The 20,809-nt window shown below is 74.3% G+C and carries 19 protein-coding genes; 7 read left to right on the forward strand and 12 right to left on the reverse strand.

What is annotated here, in order from left to right:
- Nucleotides 1-236: 236 nt before the first annotated feature.
- Complete coding sequence (locus ACGRHY_RS14905; RefSeq protein ID WP_394635825.1) at nucleotides 237-656, reverse strand: VOC family protein; 420 nt, start codon at nucleotides 654-656, stop codon at nucleotides 237-239.
- A gap of 170 nt (nucleotides 657-826) precedes the next feature.
- Nucleotides 827-1,858 carry a sulfotransferase gene (locus tag ACGRHY_RS14910; RefSeq protein WP_394638058.1) on the reverse strand — a complete coding sequence of 344 codons (1,032 nt, stop codon included), beginning with the start codon at nucleotides 1,856-1,858 and terminating at the stop codon, nucleotides 827-829.
- A 464-nt stretch (nucleotides 1,859-2,322) separates the two neighbouring features.
- Between ACGRHY_RS14910 and ACGRHY_RS14915 the strand changes: the two genes are divergently transcribed.
- Entirely contained in the window at nucleotides 2,323-2,877 is a 555-nt protein-coding gene (locus ACGRHY_RS14915) for an NADPH-dependent FMN reductase (RefSeq protein WP_394635826.1), read from the forward strand.
- Between the two features lie 66 nt (nucleotides 2,878-2,943).
- Here the strand turns inward: ACGRHY_RS14915 and ACGRHY_RS14920 are convergent, their stop codons facing one another.
- Nucleotides 2,944-3,363, reverse strand: coding sequence for an ankyrin repeat domain-containing protein (locus ACGRHY_RS14920; RefSeq protein WP_394635827.1), 420 nt, complete (start codon nucleotides 3,361-3,363; stop codon nucleotides 2,944-2,946).
- 145 nt (nucleotides 3,364-3,508) lie between these two features.
- Here ACGRHY_RS14920 and ACGRHY_RS14925 point away from each other — a divergent pair, with 145 nt between their 5' ends.
- Nucleotides 3,509-4,750, forward strand: coding sequence for a sensor histidine kinase (locus tag ACGRHY_RS14925; protein WP_394635828.1), 1,242 nt, complete (start codon nucleotides 3,509-3,511; stop codon nucleotides 4,748-4,750).
- Nucleotides 4,751-4,814: 64 nt separating this feature from the next.
- On the opposite strand, the gene ACGRHY_RS14930 is transcribed toward ACGRHY_RS14925, so the two are convergent.
- Nucleotides 4,815-6,080: a PP2C family protein-serine/threonine phosphatase gene (locus ACGRHY_RS14930; RefSeq protein WP_394635829.1), complete on the reverse strand. Its 1,266-nt coding sequence runs from the start codon at nucleotides 6,078-6,080 to the stop codon at nucleotides 4,815-4,817.
- 359 nt (nucleotides 6,081-6,439) lie between these two features.
- On the opposite strand from ACGRHY_RS14930, the gene ACGRHY_RS14935 reads away from it, so the two are divergent.
- The 4 genes from ACGRHY_RS14935 (at nucleotide 6,440) to ACGRHY_RS14950 (ending at nucleotide 9,749) form a co-directional block, all read left to right on the forward strand.
- Complete coding sequence (locus tag ACGRHY_RS14935) at nucleotides 6,440-7,129, forward strand: response regulator (protein ID WP_394635830.1); 690 nt, start codon at nucleotides 6,440-6,442, stop codon at nucleotides 7,127-7,129.
- Nucleotides 7,130-7,297: 168 nt separating this feature from the next.
- Complete coding sequence (locus ACGRHY_RS14940) at nucleotides 7,298-8,674, forward strand: cytochrome ubiquinol oxidase subunit I (RefSeq protein WP_394635831.1); 1,377 nt, start codon at nucleotides 7,298-7,300, stop codon at nucleotides 8,672-8,674.
- 38 nt (nucleotides 8,675-8,712) lie between these two features.
- The gene (locus ACGRHY_RS14945) at nucleotides 8,713-9,489 is read left to right on the forward strand and encodes a cytochrome d ubiquinol oxidase subunit II (protein WP_394635832.1); all 777 of its coding nucleotides are present in this window, start codon (nucleotides 8,713-8,715) and stop codon (nucleotides 9,487-9,489) included.
- Nucleotides 9,490-9,518: 29 nt separating this feature from the next.
- Nucleotides 9,519-9,749 (forward strand): DUF5957 family protein, encoded by a 231-nt coding sequence (locus tag ACGRHY_RS14950; protein WP_394635833.1) that lies wholly within the window; start codon nucleotides 9,519-9,521, stop codon nucleotides 9,747-9,749.
- A gap of 50 nt (nucleotides 9,750-9,799) precedes the next feature.
- On the opposite strand, the gene ACGRHY_RS14955 is transcribed toward ACGRHY_RS14950, so the two are convergent.
- From ACGRHY_RS14955 to ACGRHY_RS14965, 3 genes are read right to left on the reverse strand one after another with little or no spacing between them, the layout of a single operon-like run.
- The gene (locus tag ACGRHY_RS14955; RefSeq protein ID WP_394635834.1) at nucleotides 9,800-11,059 is read right to left on the reverse strand and encodes a GNAT family N-acetyltransferase; all 1,260 of its coding nucleotides are present in this window, start codon (nucleotides 11,057-11,059) and stop codon (nucleotides 9,800-9,802) included.
- Between the two features lie 25 nt (nucleotides 11,060-11,084).
- Nucleotides 11,085-12,155, reverse strand: coding sequence for an asparaginase (locus tag ACGRHY_RS14960; RefSeq protein ID WP_394635835.1), 1,071 nt, complete (start codon nucleotides 12,153-12,155; stop codon nucleotides 11,085-11,087).
- A gap of 45 nt (nucleotides 12,156-12,200) precedes the next feature.
- Nucleotides 12,201-12,860 (reverse strand): RsiG family protein, encoded by a 660-nt coding sequence (locus ACGRHY_RS14965; protein WP_394635836.1) that lies wholly within the window; start codon nucleotides 12,858-12,860, stop codon nucleotides 12,201-12,203.
- 190 nt (nucleotides 12,861-13,050) lie between these two features.
- On the opposite strand from ACGRHY_RS14965, the gene dtd reads away from it, so the two are divergent.
- On the forward strand, nucleotides 13,051-13,476 hold the full coding sequence (gene dtd, locus ACGRHY_RS14970) for a D-aminoacyl-tRNA deacylase (RefSeq protein ID WP_394635837.1): 426 nt from the start codon (nucleotides 13,051-13,053) through the stop codon (nucleotides 13,474-13,476).
- A gap of 119 nt (nucleotides 13,477-13,595) precedes the next feature.
- Here the strand turns inward: dtd and ACGRHY_RS14975 are convergent, their stop codons facing one another.
- The 5 genes from ACGRHY_RS14975 to ACGRHY_RS14995 form a co-directional block, all read right to left on the reverse strand.
- A complete protein-coding gene (locus ACGRHY_RS14975; RefSeq protein WP_394635838.1) occupies nucleotides 13,596-14,570 on the reverse strand; it encodes a carbohydrate ABC transporter permease in 975 nt (324 codons plus the stop codon).
- A complete protein-coding gene (locus ACGRHY_RS14980) occupies nucleotides 14,567-15,979 on the reverse strand; it encodes an ABC transporter permease subunit (protein ID WP_394635839.1) in 1,413 nt (470 codons plus the stop codon). Before ACGRHY_RS14980 ends, ACGRHY_RS14975 begins: the two co-directional genes overlap by 4 nt.
- Nucleotides 15,980-15,993: 14 nt before the next feature.
- Nucleotides 15,994-17,349, reverse strand: a complete 1,356-nt coding sequence (locus tag ACGRHY_RS14985) for an ABC transporter substrate-binding protein (RefSeq protein ID WP_394635840.1) — start codon at nucleotides 17,347-17,349, stop codon at nucleotides 15,994-15,996.
- A gap of 66 nt (nucleotides 17,350-17,415) precedes the next feature.
- Nucleotides 17,416-19,155, reverse strand: coding sequence for a glycoside hydrolase family 13 protein (locus ACGRHY_RS14990; RefSeq protein WP_394635841.1), 1,740 nt, complete (start codon nucleotides 19,153-19,155; stop codon nucleotides 17,416-17,418).
- A gap of 218 nt (nucleotides 19,156-19,373) precedes the next feature.
- Entirely contained in the window at nucleotides 19,374-20,684 is a 1,311-nt protein-coding gene (locus tag ACGRHY_RS14995) for an ABC transporter substrate-binding protein (RefSeq protein ID WP_394635842.1), read from the reverse strand.
- Nucleotides 20,685-20,809 lie beyond the last annotated feature (125 nt).

Raw genomic sequence — 20,809 nt, forward strand, 5'->3', positions numbered from 1 at the left:
GGCCGCTCGTGGGAGCCCGGGGCCCTCGTCGCCGGGTACGGCGCGGCCGGCCGCCGGCGGTGCCGGCATCCAGGGCGCGCACGTGGTCGGCCGCGCAGCCGAACCGCCGGGCCAGGCCGTGGGCGGCGGCCGCCACCACCGAGCCCCACCGCGCGCCGGCGGGCCCGGCTGCGCGGGGCGACGCCGGTGCCGGCGGCCGCTTCGGAACGGTCCCGAGCCGGGCCGGCCGGCCCGGCTCAGGACCGTCGGCCGTGTGTCCGCGCCGCGACGATCACGTTCCCGTACAGGTCGGCGAAGTGCAGCGATCCGCCGTCGGCGTCCTCCCGCAGGTCCCACATCCGTACGCCGTGCCCGCGCAGTCGCGCGGTGACCGCGTCCAGGTCGTCGGTGTAGAGGACGAGCAGCGGCTGCCCGCCGGTCTGCCGCCCGACCAGCCGGCGCTCCTCCTCGCCGGTGGCGGGCATCAGCCACAGACCGGACTCCTCCCGCCCGGGGACGCCCAGGTGCAGGTACCGGTAGTCGCCCACCGTCCGGTCGTACAGCACGCGCAGTCCGAGGACATCGCGGTAGAAACTCAGCGCGTCGTCCGGATCCTCGACGAGGACGGTCAGACGGCCGAGTGCGGAGAACGGGCTCTGATTGTGCTGGGAGGTCATGGGCGGACCGTAGCCGTCCCCACTGACATCGGGTCCGGGTCCGGGTCCGGGCCCGATGCCGGCTGCCGGCTCGGACGGCCGAAGATCAACGTAACGCCGCCGTACGACATGCCGGTGGTGGGACCACCGACCGCCGCCGTTCCCCGGACGAGCCCCGCGGCGCCCCTGTGTCACACCGCGGCGAGCGCCCGCTCCCCAGGCTCGCAGGCCCTCCGCAGCGCCTCCAGCTCGTCCGGCGGCAGCCGCAGCGAGGCCCCGCGCCTGCCCGCGTCGAGCGCCGCCCGGCCCGCCGCCAGCCACTCCCCGTCGGGTACCACGCCGGCGAACCCGGCCAGCCGCGACAGCTCCCGCTCCGGTGCGTCCAGCAGGTCTTCGTACGACAGGCTCATCCGGGCCGCCTGCGGCACCCGGGCCAGATGCTCCAGGCACTCGGTCACCAGCCGCGACCACAGCTCCCCGAACCGGGCCACCGGCATCACCCGGTCGGACACCAGCCGGGGGTCGAGCGGGTCCCGCAGGAGCCCCGCCAGGTCCGGCGGGAGCTCGCGGGCGTGATCGGGCGTCAGCTCGTCGCCGAACTCCAGACCCAGCAGCGCGTACATCTCCTCCAGCATCGAGATCATCCGGAAGCCGGTGTGCCGGCTCATCGACAGCGCGCAGTCGGGGCCGCCGCGGTGGAGGTGGACGAACCCCGCCTCCGGGAAGCCCGCCCGCAGCCGGGGCACCCACCGCACCGAGAAACCCGAGCGCTCCACCACCGCCCGCCGCCCGAACCGGGCGCACAGCAGCCCGAACAGCTCCCGGTACTGCTCCTCGACCGGGCGGCGCGGCCAGGCGGAGACCTGCGGGGCGAGCTCGTCCAGCAGGCCGTCGGGGTCGTCGGTGAGGTGCGGCAGCACCATCAGGGACAGCCTGGGGATGCCGGTGGTGTCGGCCGAGAAGCGCCCGGGGCGGCGCGGGTAGAGGAACTCCGGAATGGGCGCGCCGCTGCGGATCATCCTGTCGAACGTGGGGTTGGGCTCGGCCAGGAGACGCCAGAACCCGTCTCCCTCCAAGGCCTCCTCGGGCATCCCCTCGGACCCGACCGAGGCCAGCAGCTCGTTGAGGCTGAGGACGTCCCGGTGCAGGTTCAGCACGCGCGACAGCGCGGTCGAACCGCTCCGCCCCGTGCCCACCACGAACGTCAGCGGCCGCGCGCCCATGTCCCCCACCCCACTGCCTCCTCGGTCCCGTGCCCGGCCCGGCCACGGCTCCGGTGCCGGCCGGTGGTCTCCACCCCGCAGCGTACGGACCCCGCCGCTGCGCGCGGCAGGGCGACTTCCGGCCACCCGCACAGCCGGAGAGGGCGGGCGGAGGGGAGGAGGGTGTGGCCATGACGGAGGGAAACGGGAGCAACGGCGGGAGCGGGCCGGGGAACGGCGGCGTCGCCATCGGCATCTCCGCCGGGACCCCGGCGGCTCCGGCGACGATCGCTGAGCCGCCTCCGCGCGGTGATGACGGGCCGGTCACGACAGGGCGCGGCGGACGCGGGCGGCCGCCAAGGCGCGCGGCGCAGGGCGCGACACCCCCCCCGCGGCCAGGGGGTTGACTTCAAGTCAGCTTGAGATCCTAGGTTCTCGGTCGTGGCCTCGCGGTGAGGCCGCGACCGAGTGGACGGGAGAACGGGATGACCGCAGCGGCACGGCAGGACCAGTACCGGCTCGCCATGATCCTCGGAAGCGTGCGCGAGGGGCGCTTCGTGACCACGGTGGGGGAGTGGTTCGCCCGGCAGGCCGGGCGGCGCGACGACGTGAAGCTCGACGTGATCGACCTGGCGCGGCCCGAAGAGGACGTGAGGACGCTCGGCGAGCGGGTCGGTGCCGCCGACGCCGTCGTGGTCGTGGTGCCCGAGTACAACCACAGCTTCCCCGGCGAACTGAAGGTGGCGATCGACTCCCTGAAGCCCCAGTGGCGTGCCAAACCGGTCGGGTTCGTCTCCTACGGCGGGCGGGGCGGGGGGCTGCGGGCGGTGGAGCAGCTGCGACCGGTCTTCGCCGAGCTGCACGCGACCACGATCCGGGAGACCGTCAGTTTCCACGACGTCTGGCGGGAGTTCGGGCCGGACGGCGAGCCGCGCCGGGCGGGCGAGGCGGCCGGGGCCGCCGGCGCCCTGCTGGACCAGCTCGCCTGGTGGGCGCTGGTCCTGAGGCGGGGGCGGGAGGAACTGCCGTACCCGGTGTGAGGGGGCGGGACGTGCGGTACGGCCGGCCGGGGCGTGCGCCCCCGGCCGGCCGTACCGCGCCGCGGCTCACTCCGCGCCGAGCAGCTTCAGCAGCTCGTGGCGGCCGAACATCCGCGCCGTGTCGATGGCCGACGGATCGCCCGCGGCCGGATCGGCGCCGGCCTCCAGCAGCAGCCGCACCATCTCCTCCTGGTCCTTGAAGACCGCGCCCCCGATGGGCGTCTGGCCGCGGTCGTTGACCCGGTTGGGGTCGGCGCCGCGCTCCAGCAGGGCCCGCACGGCGGGTGTGCGGCCGTAGTAGGCGGCGAGCATCAGGATCGAGTCGCCCTTGTCGTTGGTCAGGTTGGCCGGTACGCCCGCGTCCACGTACGCCGCGAGGGTGTCCGTGTCACCCTCCCGGGCGAGGTCGAAGACCTTGGCCGCGAGCTGGAGCACCTCCGGGTCGTGTGCGGGCTCGGAGGTCTCGGGGGTCGGGGCGTCGGACATCGGATGCCTCCTCGTCGTACCGTCTCGCCGCCTCGGCGGCTGATCGCCTTCAGCCTACGTATGCCCGCTTTCCGGCAGGTGCCGCCGCGCTCCCGCCGCCCGGGCGTCGGCCTCCTCCCGCGCCCCCCCGCATACGCTTCGTCCCATGCCGCCGATCGTGACGTCCGCGTCCCGCCGCCCCGTCCTCGTACTGGCGGTGTTGGTCGTGCTCGTCCTGGCGGGGCTCAACGCGTACCGGATGACGGCCGCCCCCCAGCCGTGGCCGGGGATGGCCCTGGACTGGGCGCTGATCGCGGCCGCCTGCGGCGCCCTGTACTGGCGGCGGCGCCGGCCGGTGCCGGTGGCGCTGGCCGTCCTGCTGTGCGCGGCGGTGTACTACCCGGCCAACCCGTACGACAGCCCGCTGCCGGTGATCGCCTTCGCCGTCGCGCTCCACACGGTCGCGGCCGAGGGACGCATGACGGCGGCCGTGGCGCTGGCGGTACCGGCCATGCTGGCCGTCGGCTACGGCGAACTGGCGGCCGGGCCGGGCGGCGGGCGCCATGTGGACGACGCCGCGATGGTGCTCCTCACCGGCTGGCTGTTCGGGGTGATCGCGGCCGGACACGCCCAGCGCAACCGGCAGGCGTATCTGCGGGAGGCGGAGCAGCGGGCGGTCGCGGCGGAGCGGGAGAAGGAGGTACGGGCGCGGCAGTCCGCGGTGGAGGAGCGGCTGCGCATCGCCCGCGAGCTGCACGACGTGATCGGCCACAGCCTGTCGCTGATCAATGTGCAGTCCGGGGCCGCGCTGCACCGGCACGCCAGGCGGTCCGGCGAGCCGCAGGAGCTGGTGGCCGCGCTGGAGGCGGTGCGGGCCGGCAGCCGCGACGCCCTGCGCGAGCTGCGCGCCACGCTGGGGGTGCTGCGGCAGGCGGACGAGGAGGCGGCGCCGACCGCGCCCGCGGCCGGGCTGGAGGACATGGGCGCCCTGGTGGAGCGGGCACGCGCGGCCGGGCTGGACGCACGCCTGGTGGCCGAGGGGCGGCCGGAGCGGCCGGTGCCGCCGCAGGTGGGGCTGGCCGCGTACCGGATCGTGCAGGAGTCCCTGACGAACACGGTCCGCCACTCGGGCGCGCGGCGCGCGGTCGTCACCGTCCGCCATGAGGAGGACGCCGTGCGGGTGCGGATCGAGGACGACGGGCACGGGGCGCCGGAGGAGGCGGGACGGGGCAGCGGTGGCGGGCCGGGCGGGAGCGCCCCGGGGAGCGGTGTCGAGGGGATGGCGGAACGGGCGCGGGCGCTGGGCGGCGCGCTGACCGCCGGGAACGTGCGCGGGGAGGGTGGCACGGGAGGCATCCGGGGCTACCGGGTGGAGGCCCGCCTGCCGTTGGGGGGGTCCGCCCGGTGACGGCCGCCGTCACCGGGCCCGGCCCGGCCACCGGCACCGGCCGCGCCGCCGCGGCTCCGGCCGTTCACAGCCTGATGACGACCAGGGCCGCGTCGTCGGCGGTGCCCCGGTTCATGCCGAGGTCCTCCAGGAGGTTGTCGGCGATCTCCTCCGGCCCCAGGGCGTGGTGCCGGACCAGGCTCTCCGACAGCCGCTTCAGCCCGACGTCGATGGACTCCTCGCGGCGCTCGACCAGCCCGTCGGTGTAGAGGACGAGAGTCGAGCCCGGCACATAGGCGGTGATCGCCTGCGGCCGGTGCGAGGGCCTGCTCCGGGCGGCCAGGGGCACGTCGGTGGCCTGGTCCAGTATCTCGGTGTACCCGTCGGGGTGGCACAGCATGGGGGGCAGGTGGCCGGCGCTGCTGTAGGTGAGCGTGTGCGTGTGGGTGTCGATGTCGAGCTTGACGGCGGTGGTGGCCAGTGCGCCGTCGAGGGAGCGCGCGTACAGGTCCAGGCCGTACAGCGCCTGCGCGGGGCCGTCGGCGACCAGCATGGCGGCGCTGAGGGCGCTGCGCAGCTGCCCCATCACGCTGGCGGCCTCCAGGCCCCGGCCGACGACGTCGCCCACGGCCACCGCGAAGCGGTCCTCGTTGAGGTTGATGATGTCGTACCAGTCGCCGCACACGTTCAGCGACCCCTGGGCGGGCCGGTAGCGCACGGCCGCGTTGCGAAGCTCCAGCGGCATGTGCGTGGGGAGCATGGCCTTCTGCAGAGTGAGGGCCACCTCGTGCTCGCGGGCGTGCGCCTGCCGCAGCCGCTCGTTGTGCTCGTACAGCTCCCGCGCGCGGGCGTACAGCTCGGATTCGGCGATCTTCCCGCCGACCGCCCGCAGGCTTTTGCCGGTACCGGTCAGGCTGGTGGGGTGGGCGAGGCTGTCGCGCACGTACGCCGTGGCGTCCTCGACGCGGTTGATGATCATCCGTACCGAGCCGTCCTCGCCGAAGACGGGAGTGTTGACCGGGCTCCAGTACCGCTCCTCGTACCCCGCCCCGGCGCCGGGGCGGGGGATGTCGTAACGCTGGAGGACCATGGTGTCCGGTCTGCCCGTCTCCAGTACGCGCCGGAAAGAGGCCAGCAGGTTTTCGGGGCCGTCGGCGTTCGGGTCGTCCGGGTTGGCGGGGAAGACGTCGAACAGATGGCGGCCGATCAACTCGCCGCGGGTGCGTCCGGTGATCTCCAGATATGCCTGGTTGGCCTCCATGAAGACGAAGCCCCGGTCCAGTACCGACAGGGGGGTGGGGACGGCGTCGAACAGGGCGGCGTAGCCGATGCCGTCGCTCACCTCGCTCATGGCCCCTCCCCTCTGCGCGGTGCCGGCCTGGGCCGGGGGTCTCCCGGTCATGGTCGCACGTACTCTCTGTCCGTCTCGAACACTACCGTGCGGCTCGCGGGGTCAGCGGGCCGCGGACGGAGCGGCGGCGACGCCTCCCGCCCGCGGCACACCGCGGGCGGGAGGGCGGCCCGCTCCGTGCGGAGAGGGTGGATTCGGCCGCTGAGCATATCTTCTGCGTGGTTGTGCGCCGTATGGGTGAGTGTGTTCCGCACCGGATCGGCGAGCCGTGACCGCACCCGGCCCCGGGGGAAGTGTGGCGGGTTCCACAGTGTCTCCGCACTCCGCGCGGGGGCGGCCGGGCGGCATAGGCTCCTGCCATGGCCGCAGAGCACGACGGGCGACGGGTGCGTGTCATCCTCGCCGACGACCAGACCCTGGTGCGGGCGGGCTTCCGCTCCATCCTCGGCGACGAGGACGACATCGAGGTCGTCGGCGAGGCCGGGGACGGAGCGCGGGCCGTCGAGCTGACGCGCGCGCTGCGGCCCGACGTGGTGCTGATGGACATCCGGATGCCCGGGGTGGACGGGCTGGAGGCCGCCCGGCGCATCACCGCCGACGAACGGCTCCCGGACACCCGGGTGGTCATCCTGACCACCTTCGACGTGGACGACTACGTGTACGGGGCGCTGCGCGCGGGCGCCTCCGGCTTCCTGCTCAAGGACACCGAGCCGATGGAGCTGCTGCACGCGGTGCGGGTCGTGGCGCGCGGTGACGCGCTGATCGCCCCGGCGGTGACCCGCCGGCTGATCGCGGAGTTCGCCGGACGGGCGCGGCAGCCCGACCCCTCGCCCCGTCTCAGGACGCTCACCGGACGGGAGCGCGAGGTCATGACCCTGGTGGGCGAGGGCCTGTCCAACGACGAGATCGCCCGCCGCCTGGTGCTCAGCCCGGCCACCGCCAAGACGCACGTCAGCCGGATCATGACCAAGCTCGGCGTACGCGACCGGGCGCAACTGGTGATCCTGGCGTACGAGTCGGGGATGGTCAGGCCGGGCTGGCTGGAGTAGGGGCCGGCCGGCGCGGGGGAGGCGGAGGGCCCGGGTCCCCTAGGGGACCCGGGCCCGCGGACGCAACCCCGGGGGTACGTCCGCGCGCCCGGCCGCGACCCGCGCCGTACCCCCGGTGTCCGCCACGGGCCGATGCGCCGGGGCACACCGCCCGCCGACGGTGGTGGTGTGGACGGAACCGGAGCACTCGACCTCGCGCGGTGGCAGTTCGCCCTCACCGCCGCCGCGCACTTCCTGTTCGTCTCGCTGACGCTGGGCCTGGCCACCGTGGTGACCGCCGTCCAGACGTGGGCGGTGCTGCGGCGCGGGAGCGGCGGTGACGGCGGGCGGGGCGCGGCCGTGCGTGAGCGCATGGTGCGCTTCTGGGGGCAGCTCTACGTCGTCAACTACGCGGTCGGGATCGCCACCGGCATCGTCATGGAGTTCCAGTTCGGCCTGGCCTGGAGCGGGCTCGGGCACTACGCGGGCGATGTCCTCGGCGCCTCGCTGGCGATGGAGACGATCGTCGCGTTCTTCGTCGAGTCCACCTTCCTGGGGCTGTGGATCTTCGGCTGGAACCGCTTCGGCCCCCGGCTGCACTGCGCCCTGCTGTGGGTGGTCACCGGCACCGCGTACCTGTCGGCCTACTGGATCCTGGTCGCCAACGGCTTCCTCAACAACCCCGTGGGGTACGCCAGGACGGCGCACGGCATCGAACTGGCCGACGCCCCCGCCGTACTGGCCAACCCCAGCACACTGCTCGCCTTCGGGCACGTCGCGGGCGGCGCACTGCTGACGGCGGCGTTCTTCGTCGCCGGGATCAGCGCCTACCACCTCCGCCGGCGGGGTGGCTCCCGACTGTCCGGGGCCGACACGGAGCTGTTCCGCGGGTCGCTGCGGATCGGGGTCTTCCTCGCACCGCCCGCGCTGCTGTGGACGGCGGCCTCCGGCGGGCTCCAGCTCTCCGCGATCGCCGGCCACCAGCCGATGAAGAGCGCGGTGTGGCGGGCGGAGACGGCCGAGATCGCGCGGCTCCAGGCGGAGCTGGCGGAGCGCTTCGGCCCGGGCGACTACGTCCCCTCCCAGGGGCTGGTGCGCGGCGCCGCGCTGCTGATGCTCGGGGCGTTCGCGCTGATGCTGTACGCCTCGGCCGGCTCGGCGCTGCTGGCCTGCTTCCGCCGGGCCGTGCTCCGCTTCCGGGCCTGGCACCTGCTGCTGATGGCGCTGGTGCCGCTGCCGTACGTGGCGATGACGGCGGGCTGGGTCTTCCGGGAGGCCGGACGCCAGCCGTGGGTGGTCCACGGGCTGCTGCGGACCGAGGACGCGCTCTCGGACGTGTCGGCCGGCGGGATGCGGGTCTCGCTGACCGTCTTCACCACGCTCTTCGCGCTGCTGCTGGCCGTCAACTGGTGGCTGCTGCTGCGCACCGCCCGCCGGGGCCCCGGCGCCGTCGCGCTCGGGGACTTCGGGAACCCCGGAGGACCCGGGGAGCCCGGGCGGGACGAGGGGGCACCGCGGGGCGGGCCGCCCGCCGAACGCGACCCCGGCCCCATGCCCACCTACTGAGAGCCGTACCCAAAGCCGTACGGAGAGCGGAGACCGCCGTGGAGACCCTCGCCGCCGCCCTGCTGGGGCTGTTCACCGCCGGCTACCTCGTGCTCGGCGGCGCCGACCTCGGCGTCGGCATGCTCCTGCACCACCTGGGGCGCGACGCGGACGAGCGGCGGACCGTCCTGGCCGCCATCGCTCCCTTCTTCCTGGGCAACGAGGTGTGGCTGATCGCCGCCGCCGGGGTGTTCATCGGCTGCTTCCCGGCACTGGAGGGCGAGGTGTTCAGCGGTCAGTCCGCCGTCCTCGTCCCCCTGCTGGCCGGATGGGTCGTGCGCGACGCGGGCCTGTGGTGGCGCGGGCGCGCACCGTGGCGCGCCTGGCGGGCGCTCTGCGACGGCATGATCGCGGCCGGGAGCTGGACGGCGGCCCTCGCCTGGGGGTGGCTGCTGGCCGGGCTGCTCACCGGCGACCCCGCCGCACCGGCCGCGGGCGCGGCCGCCGTCCTCACCTCGCTGGGCGTGGCCGCGCTGTTCGCCGTCCACGGGGCGGCCTTCGCCGCGCTGCGGCTGACCGGCGGCCTCCGCCGCCGCGCCCGGCTGCCCGCGGGCGGCGCCGGCGAGCGGTCCACCTTCGCACTGACCGCACTGGCCATGGCCGTACCGCCGCTCGCCGCGGGAGCACGGCTGCCCCTGGCCGGCTCGGCGGCCGGTGACGCGGCGCTCGGGCTGCTGGTGCCGGCGGTGCTGGCGGTGACACCGCTGCTGACGGCCGCCCAGGTGTGGCTGTGGCTGACCTTCCGGGGCCGGGTCACCGGCCCCTCGTACCTGTAGACACCCCGATCCGAGAGAGCGAGAAGACCGTGAAACACCTACTCGCCGCACTCGCCGGCATCGTCGCCGGCTTCCTCCTGGGCGAACTGGCCGCCGTGGCGACCGGCCTCGCCACCGAGGTCGTCCTGGGCGCCTCGATGCCCTTCGCGCTCAAGCTCATGCCCCTCTACCTGGCGGTGGCCGGGGCCGTCGCGGGCCCGTACCTCCTGGGCCGGGGGGCCGGGCAGCGGGAGGGACACGGGCGGGGAGAGAGCCGGTGACACCGGCCGGCGTCACCGGCTCTCTCCCCGCGGCCGCGCCCCGGCGGGCGTCAGAAGACGTCCGGTGCCCAGGGCCGGCGGCCCGTGCGCAGCAGGGCGTCCGCCAGTGCCGCCGCGCCGGGGCGCTCCTCGTCGAGCCGTCCCAGCTCCCGCAGCCGCGAGGCGGACTCGTCCCCCAGGTACATCGAACTCAGCGCGCCCACCCCCGTCGAGAGGTCGGCCGAGCGCGTGGTGGTGGTGCAGGTGGCGCCCTCGGGGGAGGCGTCCAGCAGGAAGCGCCCTCCGGCGAGGCCCATCGGGTCCTCCAGCTCCAGCACCAGCGTGCCGGAGACCGGGTACGTACGGGTTCGGAGCAGCGCCGGGACGTCCAGCGGGCGCAGCCACAGGAAGTCCGCGTGGGAGGTGATCCGGGCGGCGCGCGGGTTCGGCAGCAGCCTGGGGAGGAGGGAGTCGGGGGCGAGCCGGCGGCAGTGGACGGTGGCGACCCAGTCCATGGAGAGCAGGAAGTGCCACAGGGCCCGCTCGGCGGCGGCGTCGGCGGCGATCAGGTCGCGGACGCGGGCGTTCAGGCGTGGCGCCTCGTTCTCCCAGCGGTCGTCGGCGGTGTACGCCAGCAGCCCCCGCACCTGGCCCGCGGCGTCGCGGTACACGGCGTGGAAGGCCGGGGTGAAACCGCTGCCGGGCCAGTCGATCGCACCGGTGTTCAGCTTCCACCAGCGCTCGGTGCGGTCGGTCATGCCCTGCCGGTCGGGCAGCGCGCGCACCCGCTCGTGCAGCGCGGCGCCCAGGACGCGCGCCTCGGCGGGCTCCACCAGATCGATCCGGGCGCCCTCCTCCTCCGGGCGCGACCAGTGCGGGTCCAGCCCGGCGCGGGCGGCGTCCACGGTCCAGTCGGTCGACCAGGTGGCCGGACCGTAGCCGTAGCGGCCGTAGATCGGGTACTCGGCGGAGTCCAGCGTGGAGCAGACGTCCCCGCGCTCGAGCCCGTCGGCCAGCGCGTCGCGCATCATCCGCGTCAGCAGCCCGCGGCGGCGGTGGGTGGGCAGCACGGAGACGTTGGTGACGGCCAGGGAGTCCACTGCCGCGCCGCCGGGTACGGTCAGCCGCTGCGGCAGCGTGCGGAAGGTGGCGACACAGCGGCCGTTCTCGAACGCCCCCTGGGTGCGGTCCGGTTCGATCGCGCCGCGCCGGGCGGCGAGCTCCTCGGCGGTGAGTTCCGCGGAGTGCAGGAAACCCGCTCGCAGAGCGCGCACCCAGCCCGGGTACTCGTCCTCGGTGATGGTGCGGATGTCAGGGGCGTTCGAGTCCATGGGGATTACGTTAGGGCCGCCCGTCTCAGAACGTCGCGCGGATTTCCCCCACCCGCCGCCCCCCGCCCAGCAGCGGAGCGTCGCCGATCTCCGCCAGTACCGGGGACTCCACGCCCATCCGCGCGAGCGTCCGGGCCAGGACCGGGCCGAGCGCCCGCGGCCCGCCGTCCTCGACCTTGACCGCCAGCGCGCGGCCGTCGGGCAGTGCCACCGCCTGGACCGCCTCGGCGCCCACCTTCGCCAGCGCGCCCGGCACCCCGCGCATCAGCCGGGTGTCCTCGCGCCGGGTGCCCGCCACGTACTCGGGGTGGGCCCGCATGGCGTCGGCGACCCGGCGCTCCGGGGTGCCCGGCGCGGCCAGCACGAAGGAGTGGAAGGCACGGGCCAGGCCGGTGAGGGAGATCGCCATCAGCGGGGCGCCGCAGCCGTCGGTGCCGGTGTGCGCGACCGGCTCGCCCGCGGCCGCCTCGATCCGCTCGCGCACCAGCACCTGGAGGGGGTGGCCGGGGTCGAGGTAGTCGGCGCCGGACCAGCCGTTCACCCGGCAGGCGGCGAGCATGGCGGTGTGCTTGCCCGAGCAGTTCATGGCGGTGCGGGAGGGACGCGAGCCCGCCGCCAGGAACCGGTCGGCCTCCTCGCGGTCCAGCGGCAGGTCGGGCGGGCAGCCCAGGTCGTCCTCGGTCATCCCGTGCTCCGCGAGCATGGTGCGCACCAGCTCCAGGTGGAAGGGCTCGCCGGAGTGGCTGGCGGCGGCCAGCGCCAGCCGCTCGCCCGACAGTTCCAGGCCGGCGTGGAGTACGGCCGCCGCCTGCATCGGCTTGTTGGAGGAGCGGGGGTAGACCGGTGCGGTCACCTCGCCCAGCGACCACTCCACGCCGCCGTCCGGGCCGAGCGCCACCACGGAACCGCGGTGGCTCCCCTCGGTGAACCCCGAGCGCACGACCTCGGCGAGGACCGGGAGCTCGGTGGAGGGCCGTGTTCCGGTCCGCGCCCCGGTCCGCGTGCCGCTCTGTTTGCCGCTCCGTGCGCCGGAGGACACGGCGGGCCGCTCACCGGAAGCGGGGGCGTTCGCGGGCGGGGTGGTGCTGGCGGACATGGGCGGCCTTCCCTGGGTGTAGGGGGGGGACGACCGCCCCCGGGGTCAGGGCAGCAGGTCGTCCACGCGTGCTTCGCCCTCACGGTACCTGCGCGCGATCTCGGCGCTGCACCCGTTCGCCGTCCGCTGGAGCGCCCGGCGGCGCCGGGAGATCCGGTGCTCGTGCCCGCCCAGCCGTGCCATGGCGGCGTGCAGTTCGGCGTCGGTGCGGGCGGTGAGGTCGGACAGTTCGACCTCGGCGAGCACCTCCTCGGCCAGCCGCCGGTACTCCTCGCTGCGCGGGGTGCGCAGCGTCACGTGGCGGGCCGAGCGCGCGGGGCCCCGGCCGGGCGGGGGAGCGTCGGCGAGGATCTCCGCCAGACGGTCGATCAGGGGGACGTCCGCGGCGCTGCGGCGGGCCAGTTCGGCGCGGAGGATGTCGACGCGGCCCTGGATCAGCCGCCGCACGTAGCTGAGGTCGGCCTCCTCCTGCTGCGCCTGGCGGCGCAGCTCGCGCAACTGGGGCAGTCGCAGACCGGTCAGCTCGGGAGGCCCGGTGTCGTGCGTGGCCGCCGCAAACGCGCCGTCCCGGCCGGCGGGCGGTCCGGCCGAAGCGGCCCCGGCGGCCCCCGCGGCGCAGGCCGGGGCGGCGGAGGTGGTGGTGGACTCGGCCTCGCGGGCCGCCCGTACGGCTCCGGGTGTCCGCCCGGTTCCGGCAGTGCTCATCTTCTGTGTGCCCCTCATCCCCTTCGCCGTGGACCACAACGCGGTGCCACGGCCCGTCACGGATACGCCGCAGGCCACCGTGCGCACCGTGCTGCACGCATCGTGCCACCGCGGGCACCCTGCGTGCAGTCCGGGCCACCCATCCGGCGGCGGTCGGCGGGCGAACGACCGGGGCGGCATGATGGTCGGTATGCGAGCTGTGGTGCAGAGGGTCGGCGGCGCGAAGGTCGTCGTCGCGGGAGAGACCGTCGGTGAGATCACCGGGGAGGGGTTGTGCGTGCTGGTCGGGGTGACCCACGACGACACCCCCGAGAAGGCCGACCGGCTCGCGCGCAAACTGTGGGGACTGCGGATCCTGGGGGAGGAGAGGTCCTGCTCGGACACCGGCGTCCCCCTGCTGGTCGTCAGCCAGTTCACCCTCTACGGCGACGCGCGCAAGGGGCGCCGCCCCACCTGGCAGGCCGCCGCTCCCGGCCCGGTGGCCGAGCCCCTGGTCGAGGAGGTGTGCGCCAGGCTGCGGGCGCTGGGCGCGCGGGTGGAGACGGGACGCTTCGGGGCGAAGATGGAGGTCTCGCTCACCAACGACGGCCCGTTCACGGTGCTGCTGGAGGTCTGAGCGCCTGTCCCGCGGGTCCGCACGGACCCGCGGGACAGGCGCTCCGGTCACTGCCGCCCCCCGTGATGGCGGCAGGGGCCGCTCACAGCCCCCCGTTCACGATCCCCCGTCTCCCGCGGTCACTTCACCGATCCCGCCATGACGCCCTGCACGAAGTGCTTCTGGAAGGCGAAGAACACCACGAGCGGAACGGCCAGCGACAGGAAGGCGCCGGGCGCGAGGATCTCGATGTTGCTGCCGAACTGCCGCATCTCCGACTGCAGCGCGACGGTCAGCGGCTGCGAGTCGCTGTCGGCGAAGATCAGCGCCACCAGCATGTCGTTCCACACCCACAGGAACTGGAAGATGGCCAGGCTCGCGATCGCGGGTCTGCCCACCGGCAGGACGAGCCGTGTGAAGATCCGCCACTCCCCGCCGCCGTCCATCCGCGCGGCCTCCAGCATCTCCCGCGGGATCTCCGCGAAGTAGTTGCGCAGCAGGAAGACCGCGAACGGCAGCCCGTAGGCGACGTGGAAGAGGACCACGCCGGGGATCGTGCCGAACAGCCCGACCGTGCCCAGCATCTTCGCCACGGGCAGCAGACCGACCTGGACCGGCACCACCAGCAGCCCGACGACCACCAGGAAGATCCAGTCGCGGCCGGGGAACTCCAGCCAGGCGAAGGCGTATCCGGCCAGCGCGGCGACCACCACCACGGCGACGGTGGTGGGCACCGAGATCAGCACGGTGTTCCAGAACGCCTGGGTGATGCCGGAATCCGCCAGCAGGGCGGTGTAGTTGTCGGCCGACAACTGCCCCGGCCCGGTCAGCGCCGTCCACCAGCCGCTGGCGGAGTTGGCCTCCTCCGACCGCAGCGAGGACAGGAACAGCCCCAGCGCGGGGGTGATCCACACCAGCGCGACGACGGCCAGGAACACCTGGACCGCGCCCCTGCCCAGCCAGGCGCCGATCCGCGCGCCGGCGGGCCGCCGCGCCCGCCCCGCGGGCGAGGGGTGGTGCCCGGCCCCCGCGGCTGCCGCCGCAGCCGCGGGGGCCGGAGCCTGTGCCGCCGCTCCCTTCTCGACAGGGCCGTCGACGGTGCCGTGAGTGCTCATCGGCTGCTCCTGCGGAAGCGTCGGATGTTGAAGACCATGGCCGGGACCACCAGGAGCAGCAGCAGGACGCCGATGGCGCTGCCCAGCCCCTGGTTGTTGCCGCCGCCGAAGGACACCAGCCACATCTGCATGGCCAGCACGTTGGCGTCCTGGAGCACCGGGCCCGGGGCGATGATGTAGACGAGGTCGAAGACCTTCATCACGTTGATCACCAGCGTCACGAAGACCACGGTCAGCACGGGCGCGAGCAGCGGCACGGTGATCCTGCGGAAGATCTGCCACTCGTTCGCGCCGTCCATCCGCGCGGCCTCCAGCACGTCCCGGGGCATCGCGGCCAGTCCGGCGCCGATCAGCACCATCGAGAAGCCGGTCCAGATCCACAGGTAGGCGCCGATGATCGCCGGGGTGACCAGGGCGGGGCCGAGCCAGGAGATCCCGCCGTAGGGCTCGGCGAAGTTGGACGCCGGCAGCCGCAGGGCGTACGAGCCGCCGTCCAGGCCGGTGATGCGGAAGGAGCCGTCGGCGTCGGTGGTGGCCTCGCCCACCGCCCTGCCGTCGCGCACCGCCTGGACGGTCATGCCGGGCAGCCCGCGCTCGCCGGAGTCGATCCGGCCCGGCTCGCCGCCTCCGCCGGGGGTGAAGTCCAGGTAGACGGTCCCGGCGAGCGCGCCGTCCCCGGACCCGGAGGAACCCTCGGGTACGGCGGCGGGCCTGGCGTCGGAGGGCACCTCCTTGGGAGGCACGCCGACGACGCCGAGCGAGACGGTGCGGCCCGGCGCCAGGTCCGCGGCGGTTCCGTAGGAGCCGTCACCGCCCTTGGCCAGGGGGGTTTCGCCGGAGTCCTCCCGGGCGCGGGCGCCGGGGTAGGCGGGGCGGTCGGCGAAGACGTCGTGGACGCCGACGGCGACGGCGTTGAGGACACCGCGGTCGGGGTCCTGCTCGTAGGTGATGCGGAAGATGATCCCGGCGGCGAGGAAGGAGATCGCCATCGGCATGAACATCAGCAGCTTGAACGCTGTCGCCCAGCGCACCTTCTCGGTGAGCACGGCCAGGATCAGGCCCAGGCCGGTCAGCAGGGCCGGGGCGACCACGACCCAGATCGCGGTGTTGCGGACCGCCTTGAGCGTGGTCGGGTCGCGGAACATCTCGACGTAGTTGTCCGCGCCGACGAACCGGGTGCCGGAGGCGTCGAAGAGGCTGCGGCCGATGGAGAACAGGATCGGGTACGCGACCAGCGCGCCGAGCAGCAGCAGCGCGGGCAGCAGGAAGGCGGCGGCGACGAGTCTGCGGCGGCGCGCCGCGCGCCTGCGGGGGTCGTGGCCCCCGGCGGGCGCCCCCCGCGAGGGGGAGGCGCCGGCCGGGGTGCCGCCCGCATCCGCGGGCGGCACGGCGGGTGCTTCGGCGGACATCGGTGCTTTCCGCCTCAGCTCTTCTTCCAGGCCTTGGCCGCGGCGGCCTCCAGCTTCTTGGCGGTGCCCTCCGGGTCGGAGGGGTCGCGCAGGAAGTCCTGGAGGAGCTTCCACTCGCCGGCGCCCTGGGTGCCGCCGAAGGCGGCCGGGGCCTGGTCGGACATGTCGAACCGCACGCCGTCGCCGGCCTCCACCAGGGACTGGGCGATCTGCCGGGTGGTCTCGTCCTGGTAGGCGCCCAGGTCCAGGGCCTCGTTGGGGGAGATGAAGCCGCCGGCCCCGGCCCACACCTCGGCGGCCTCCGGGGTGGCCAGGAACTCCAGGAACTTCATCCCGGCGTCGGTGTTCTTCCCGTCCTTGAGGACGACCGCCGCGTCTCCGCCGCCGACCACCGGCGGCTGGCCGCCGTCCACGGCCGGGAAGGGGAAGAACTTGGCCTCCTCGCCGACCTTCTTGCCGAACTGCCCGCTGATCAGGCCCGCCACGAAGTCGCCCTCGTAGACCATGCCCGCCTTGGGGTCGTCGCCGAAGACCTTCTCGACGGACTCGGGGAAGTCCGTGCGCAGCGCGCCCGCGCCGCCGCCCTCCACCAGCTCCTTGTCGCCGAAGAGTTCGCCGAGGGTGGTCAGGGACTTGATGACGGACGGGTCGGTCCAGGGGATCTCGTGGGCGGCGAGCTTGTCGTACATCTCCGGGCCCGCCTGGGAGAGGTAGACGTTCTCGAACCAGTCGGTGAGCGGCCAGCCCGCCTCACCCGCCACGGAGAAGGCGGCGACACCGGAGTCGGAGAGGGTCCGGCCGGCCTCCAGCATCCCCTCGTAGTCCTTCGGCGGGGTGACGCCGGCCTGCTCGAAGGCCTCGGGGCCGTACCAGACGGTCGACTTGTTGGACGCCTTGAAGTACAGGCCGTAGAAGACGTCGTCGACCGTTCCGTACTCCTTCCACACCGGGGCGAAGTAGTCGCGCGCGCGGTCGTCGGTGGTCTTCGACAGCGGCTTGAGCCAGCCCTTCTCGACGAACTGCTCGAGCACGCCGACCTGCGGGACCATCACCACGTCCGGCGCGTTGCCGCCCTGGATCTTGGAGCCGACGACGGTGGAGACGTTGTCGCCGGTGGAGACGAACTTCATCTCGGCGCCGGTCTTCTCGGTGAAGGCGTCCATCACCTTCTGGAAGTTCTTCTGCTCCACGCCGGTCCACACCCCGGCGACCGTGACCGTCTCGCCCTTCAGCTCCTGGCCGCCCGCGTCGTCGCCCGCGGTGTCGTCACCGCCGCCGCAGGCGGACGCGGTCAGGGCGAGGACGAGCGCCGCCGCGCCGGCGGTCGCGGTGCGCCTGGTGGTACGGCCTGTGCTGTCTGCTGTGTTCAAGGGTGTCCCTCTCGGGGTCGGCCGGCCCGGGGGCCGGAGGGCGGATGGTGCGGATGGTGCGGGGAGTCAGCGGGGGGCGCCCGGCGCGGGGTCGGTGACCCACCAGGCGGCGGTGGAGCCGGGGAGCGTTCCGTCCGGGCACTCGCCGCTGGCCAGCAGCGGAGTGCCGGGCACCGGGGCGGGCACGGGGGAGGTGCCGAAGTTGACCGCGCAGACCAGCCCGTCGCCGCGTTCGAAGGCCAGGACCTCCGGCGGCGCGTCCAGCCAGCGCAGCGTCCCCTCGCCGAGCTGGGGCAGGTCGCGCCGCAACTGGAGGCCGTTGCGGTACAGGTGCCAGAACGAGCGGGTGTCGGCCAGCGCCCGGTCGGTGGCGTGCTCGGCGAACCACTCGGGCTGCGGCAGCCACGGGCGGGCCTTCTCCGCGCCCGAGGTGAAGCCGAAGGGTGAGGCGTGGCCCGACCACGGCAGCGGTACGCGGCAGCCGTCGCGGATGCGGCTGCGGCTGCCGGTGCGGCGGAAGATGGGGTCGGTGAGCACCTCGTCGGGCAGGTCCACCACCTCGGGCAGGCCCAGCTCCTCACCCTGGTAGACGTAGGCGGCGCCGGGCAGCGCGAGCATCAGCAGCGCGGCGGCGCGGGCGCGCGCGGCGCCCAGGCCGGCACCGTCCGGGCCCGCGCCGGGGGACCCGGGGGCCCCGGAAGTACCGCTCTCGCCCGCGTAGCGGGTGACGGTCCTGACCTGGTCGTGGTTGTTGAGCACCCAGGTGACGGTGGAGCCGGTGCCGGCGATGTCCCTCAGCGCCTCCTCGATGACCAGGCGGAAGGCGTCCGCGTCCCAGGGCGCGCTCAGCAGGTGGAAGAAGAACGCCTGGTGCAGCTCGTCGGGCCGTACGTACTCGGCGTGTTCGCGGGCGGTGGGCACCGACACCTCGCCCACCAGCAGCCGGTCACGGCCGTCGTGGTCGGCGTACTCGTCGCACAGCGCGCGCCAGCGGCGCCACACGCCGTGCACCTCGGGCTGGTTCCAGGCCAGCGGGTTGACCGAGTCGCGGGTGCGCTCGTCGGCCTCCGGGTCGGGGGAGTCGGGCAGTTCGGGGTGCTTGAACAGCCCGGCGGCGACATCGACGCGGAAGCCGTCCGCACCCCGGTCCAGCCAGAACCGCAGCACGTGGTCGAAGTACTCGGCGACGGCGGGATCGCGCCAGTTGAGGTCGGGCTGCTCGGGCGTGAACAGGTGCAGGTACCACTGGCCGGGCTCGCCGCCGGGCTCGGTGACGCGGGACCAGGCCGGGCCGCCGAACATCGCCCGCCAGTTGTTGGGCGGCAGTTCGCCCCCCTCGCCGCGGCCGTCGGCGAAGTGGAAGAGGGCGCGGTGCGGGCCTCCCGGCCCCTCGGCCAGCGCGGCGCGGAACCAGGGGTGCTCGCTGGAACAGTGGTTGGGGACGATGTCGAGGACGACCTTCAGGCCCAGGCGGTGGGCGGCGGCCACGAGGCGGTCGAACTCCTCCAGGTCGCCGTAGACCGGGTCCACGTCGAGGTAGTCGGCGACGTCGTAGCCGTGGTCGTGCTGCGGGGAGGGGTAGACGGGGCTGAGCCAGATGCCGTCCACGCCCAGTTTCCGCAGGTACGTGAGTCCGGCGCGGACGCCGGCCAGATCACCGATGCCGTCACCGGTGCTGTCCAGGAAGCTGCGGACGTAGACCTGGTAGACCACCGCGTCCCGCCACCAGCTCCGGGACGTGCCCGGGGCGGAAGCGGGCCGCGCGGGGCGGGGCGAGACGCCGTGGTCGGTCGTGGCTGTGAGCATCCCTCGTGATCCCGTTCCTGCTCGCAGAGCACATGGTTCGTGAGCCGCTGTTATGCATGCATGTTATGTACGGGTGTCATCGAGGTGTCAACGCGTAGTTGAAAAGCCGCCCTTCTATGCCCCGATATGTCTGGGTGGGGAACCTCGGGGAGGGCCGATCAATGCCTATCGATACTTAACGTGTAAGTAAGCGAGAGGGTGTGGAGCCCGCGAACGGGTCAGTTTCCGAGGGCGGGGCCGGCGCCCTCGCGCGCGAGGGACCGCAACTCGCGCGTCAGCCGCGCGACCGCCTGCCGCGGGGTCTGCCGCCCCGCCATCGCGTCGTGCACCACCGCCTGCACCACCAGGCTCACCTGGTCGTAGCGCGGACTCTTGGGACGCGGCTCGGCCGCCAGCACGCTCTCGCGCAGGGCCGGCAGATGGGGGAAGGCGCGCACCAGCTCCGGGTCGGAGTACAGCGACGCCCGCACCGGGGGCAGCGCCCCCTCGGTGAGCACCCGGCGCTGCACCTGCTCACCGGTCAGGTAAGCGATCAGGTCGGCCGCCGTCTCCGGGTGCCGGGAGAGGGAGTTGACCGCCAGGTTGGAGCCGCCCAGCACGCTGACGCCCGGACCGTCCGGGCCGGGCAGCGGCACCGCCCCGAACCTCCCGGCCACCTTCGACCCCTCGCCGCCGGCCAGCGCGTACACATAGGGCCAGTTGCGAAGGAAGAGCAGCCGCCCGTCCTGGAAGGCCTGCCGCGACTCCTCCTCCTTCCAGGTCAGCGACTCCTCCGGGATCCAGCCCTCGCGCACCCCGTCGGCCAGGAAGCTCAGCCCCTCCACGGTCGCCCCGGAGTCGGCGGTCACCGTCGCGCCCTCGTCGCCCAGGAGCGAGCCGCCCGCCGAGCGCACCGCCTCGGTGGCGTTGGCCGTCAGCCCCTCGTACGGCAGGAACTGGCCCGCGTAGCCGTCCAGCCCGTGCCGGGGGGCGACCTCCTTCGCCAGCCGCTCCAGCTCGGCCCAGGTGCGCGGCGGCCGCTCGCCCTCCTTCGCCAGCACGTCCGCGCGGTAGTACAGCAGTCCGGCGTTGGTCACGTACGGCACCGCGTACAGCCGCCCGCCGAAGGTGGCGGTGTCCACCACCGGCGGCAGGAAGGCGTTCAGCGGAAAGCGGCCGGGGTCCACCGGGGCGATCCAGCCCGCCGCCGCGAACTCCGACGTCCAGGCAACGTCGATGTTGAGCACGTCGAAGCGGGAGCTGCCCGAGCGCAGGCCGGTCACCATCTGGGCGCGGGTCTCGTCGGCGGAGTCCGGCAGCTCCACCAGCGTGGCCTCCTCGCCCGGGTGCGCGCGGTTCCAGTCGTCGAGCACCGGGTCGAGGTAGTCGGTCAGATCGCCGGCGGTGACCAGGGTGACGGGGCCGCGCCCCCCGGCATGCGCGACCGGCCCGGCGAACCGCCCGCCGGCCGGCGAGCCCAGTCCGGCGTAACCCGCCAGCACGACCGCGGCGGCCAGGAGCCCCCTCCCCGCGGCCCGCGTCCACCGCATAGGTCCCTCCCCAGCGCACCGGTCGTGCGCGGCCTCGCCGTCGAGCACCGGACGCCCATATATACCCGTTGGACATGGGCGATACTAGGGGCCGACCGACAGACAGCCGGCGTACCGCCGACCGG

Origin of the sequence: Streptomyces shinuiensis, assembly GCF_043660855.1 — a bacterium.
In the GTDB taxonomy this organism is placed as follows: domain Bacteria; phylum Actinomycetota; class Actinomycetes; order Streptomycetales; family Streptomycetaceae; genus Streptomyces.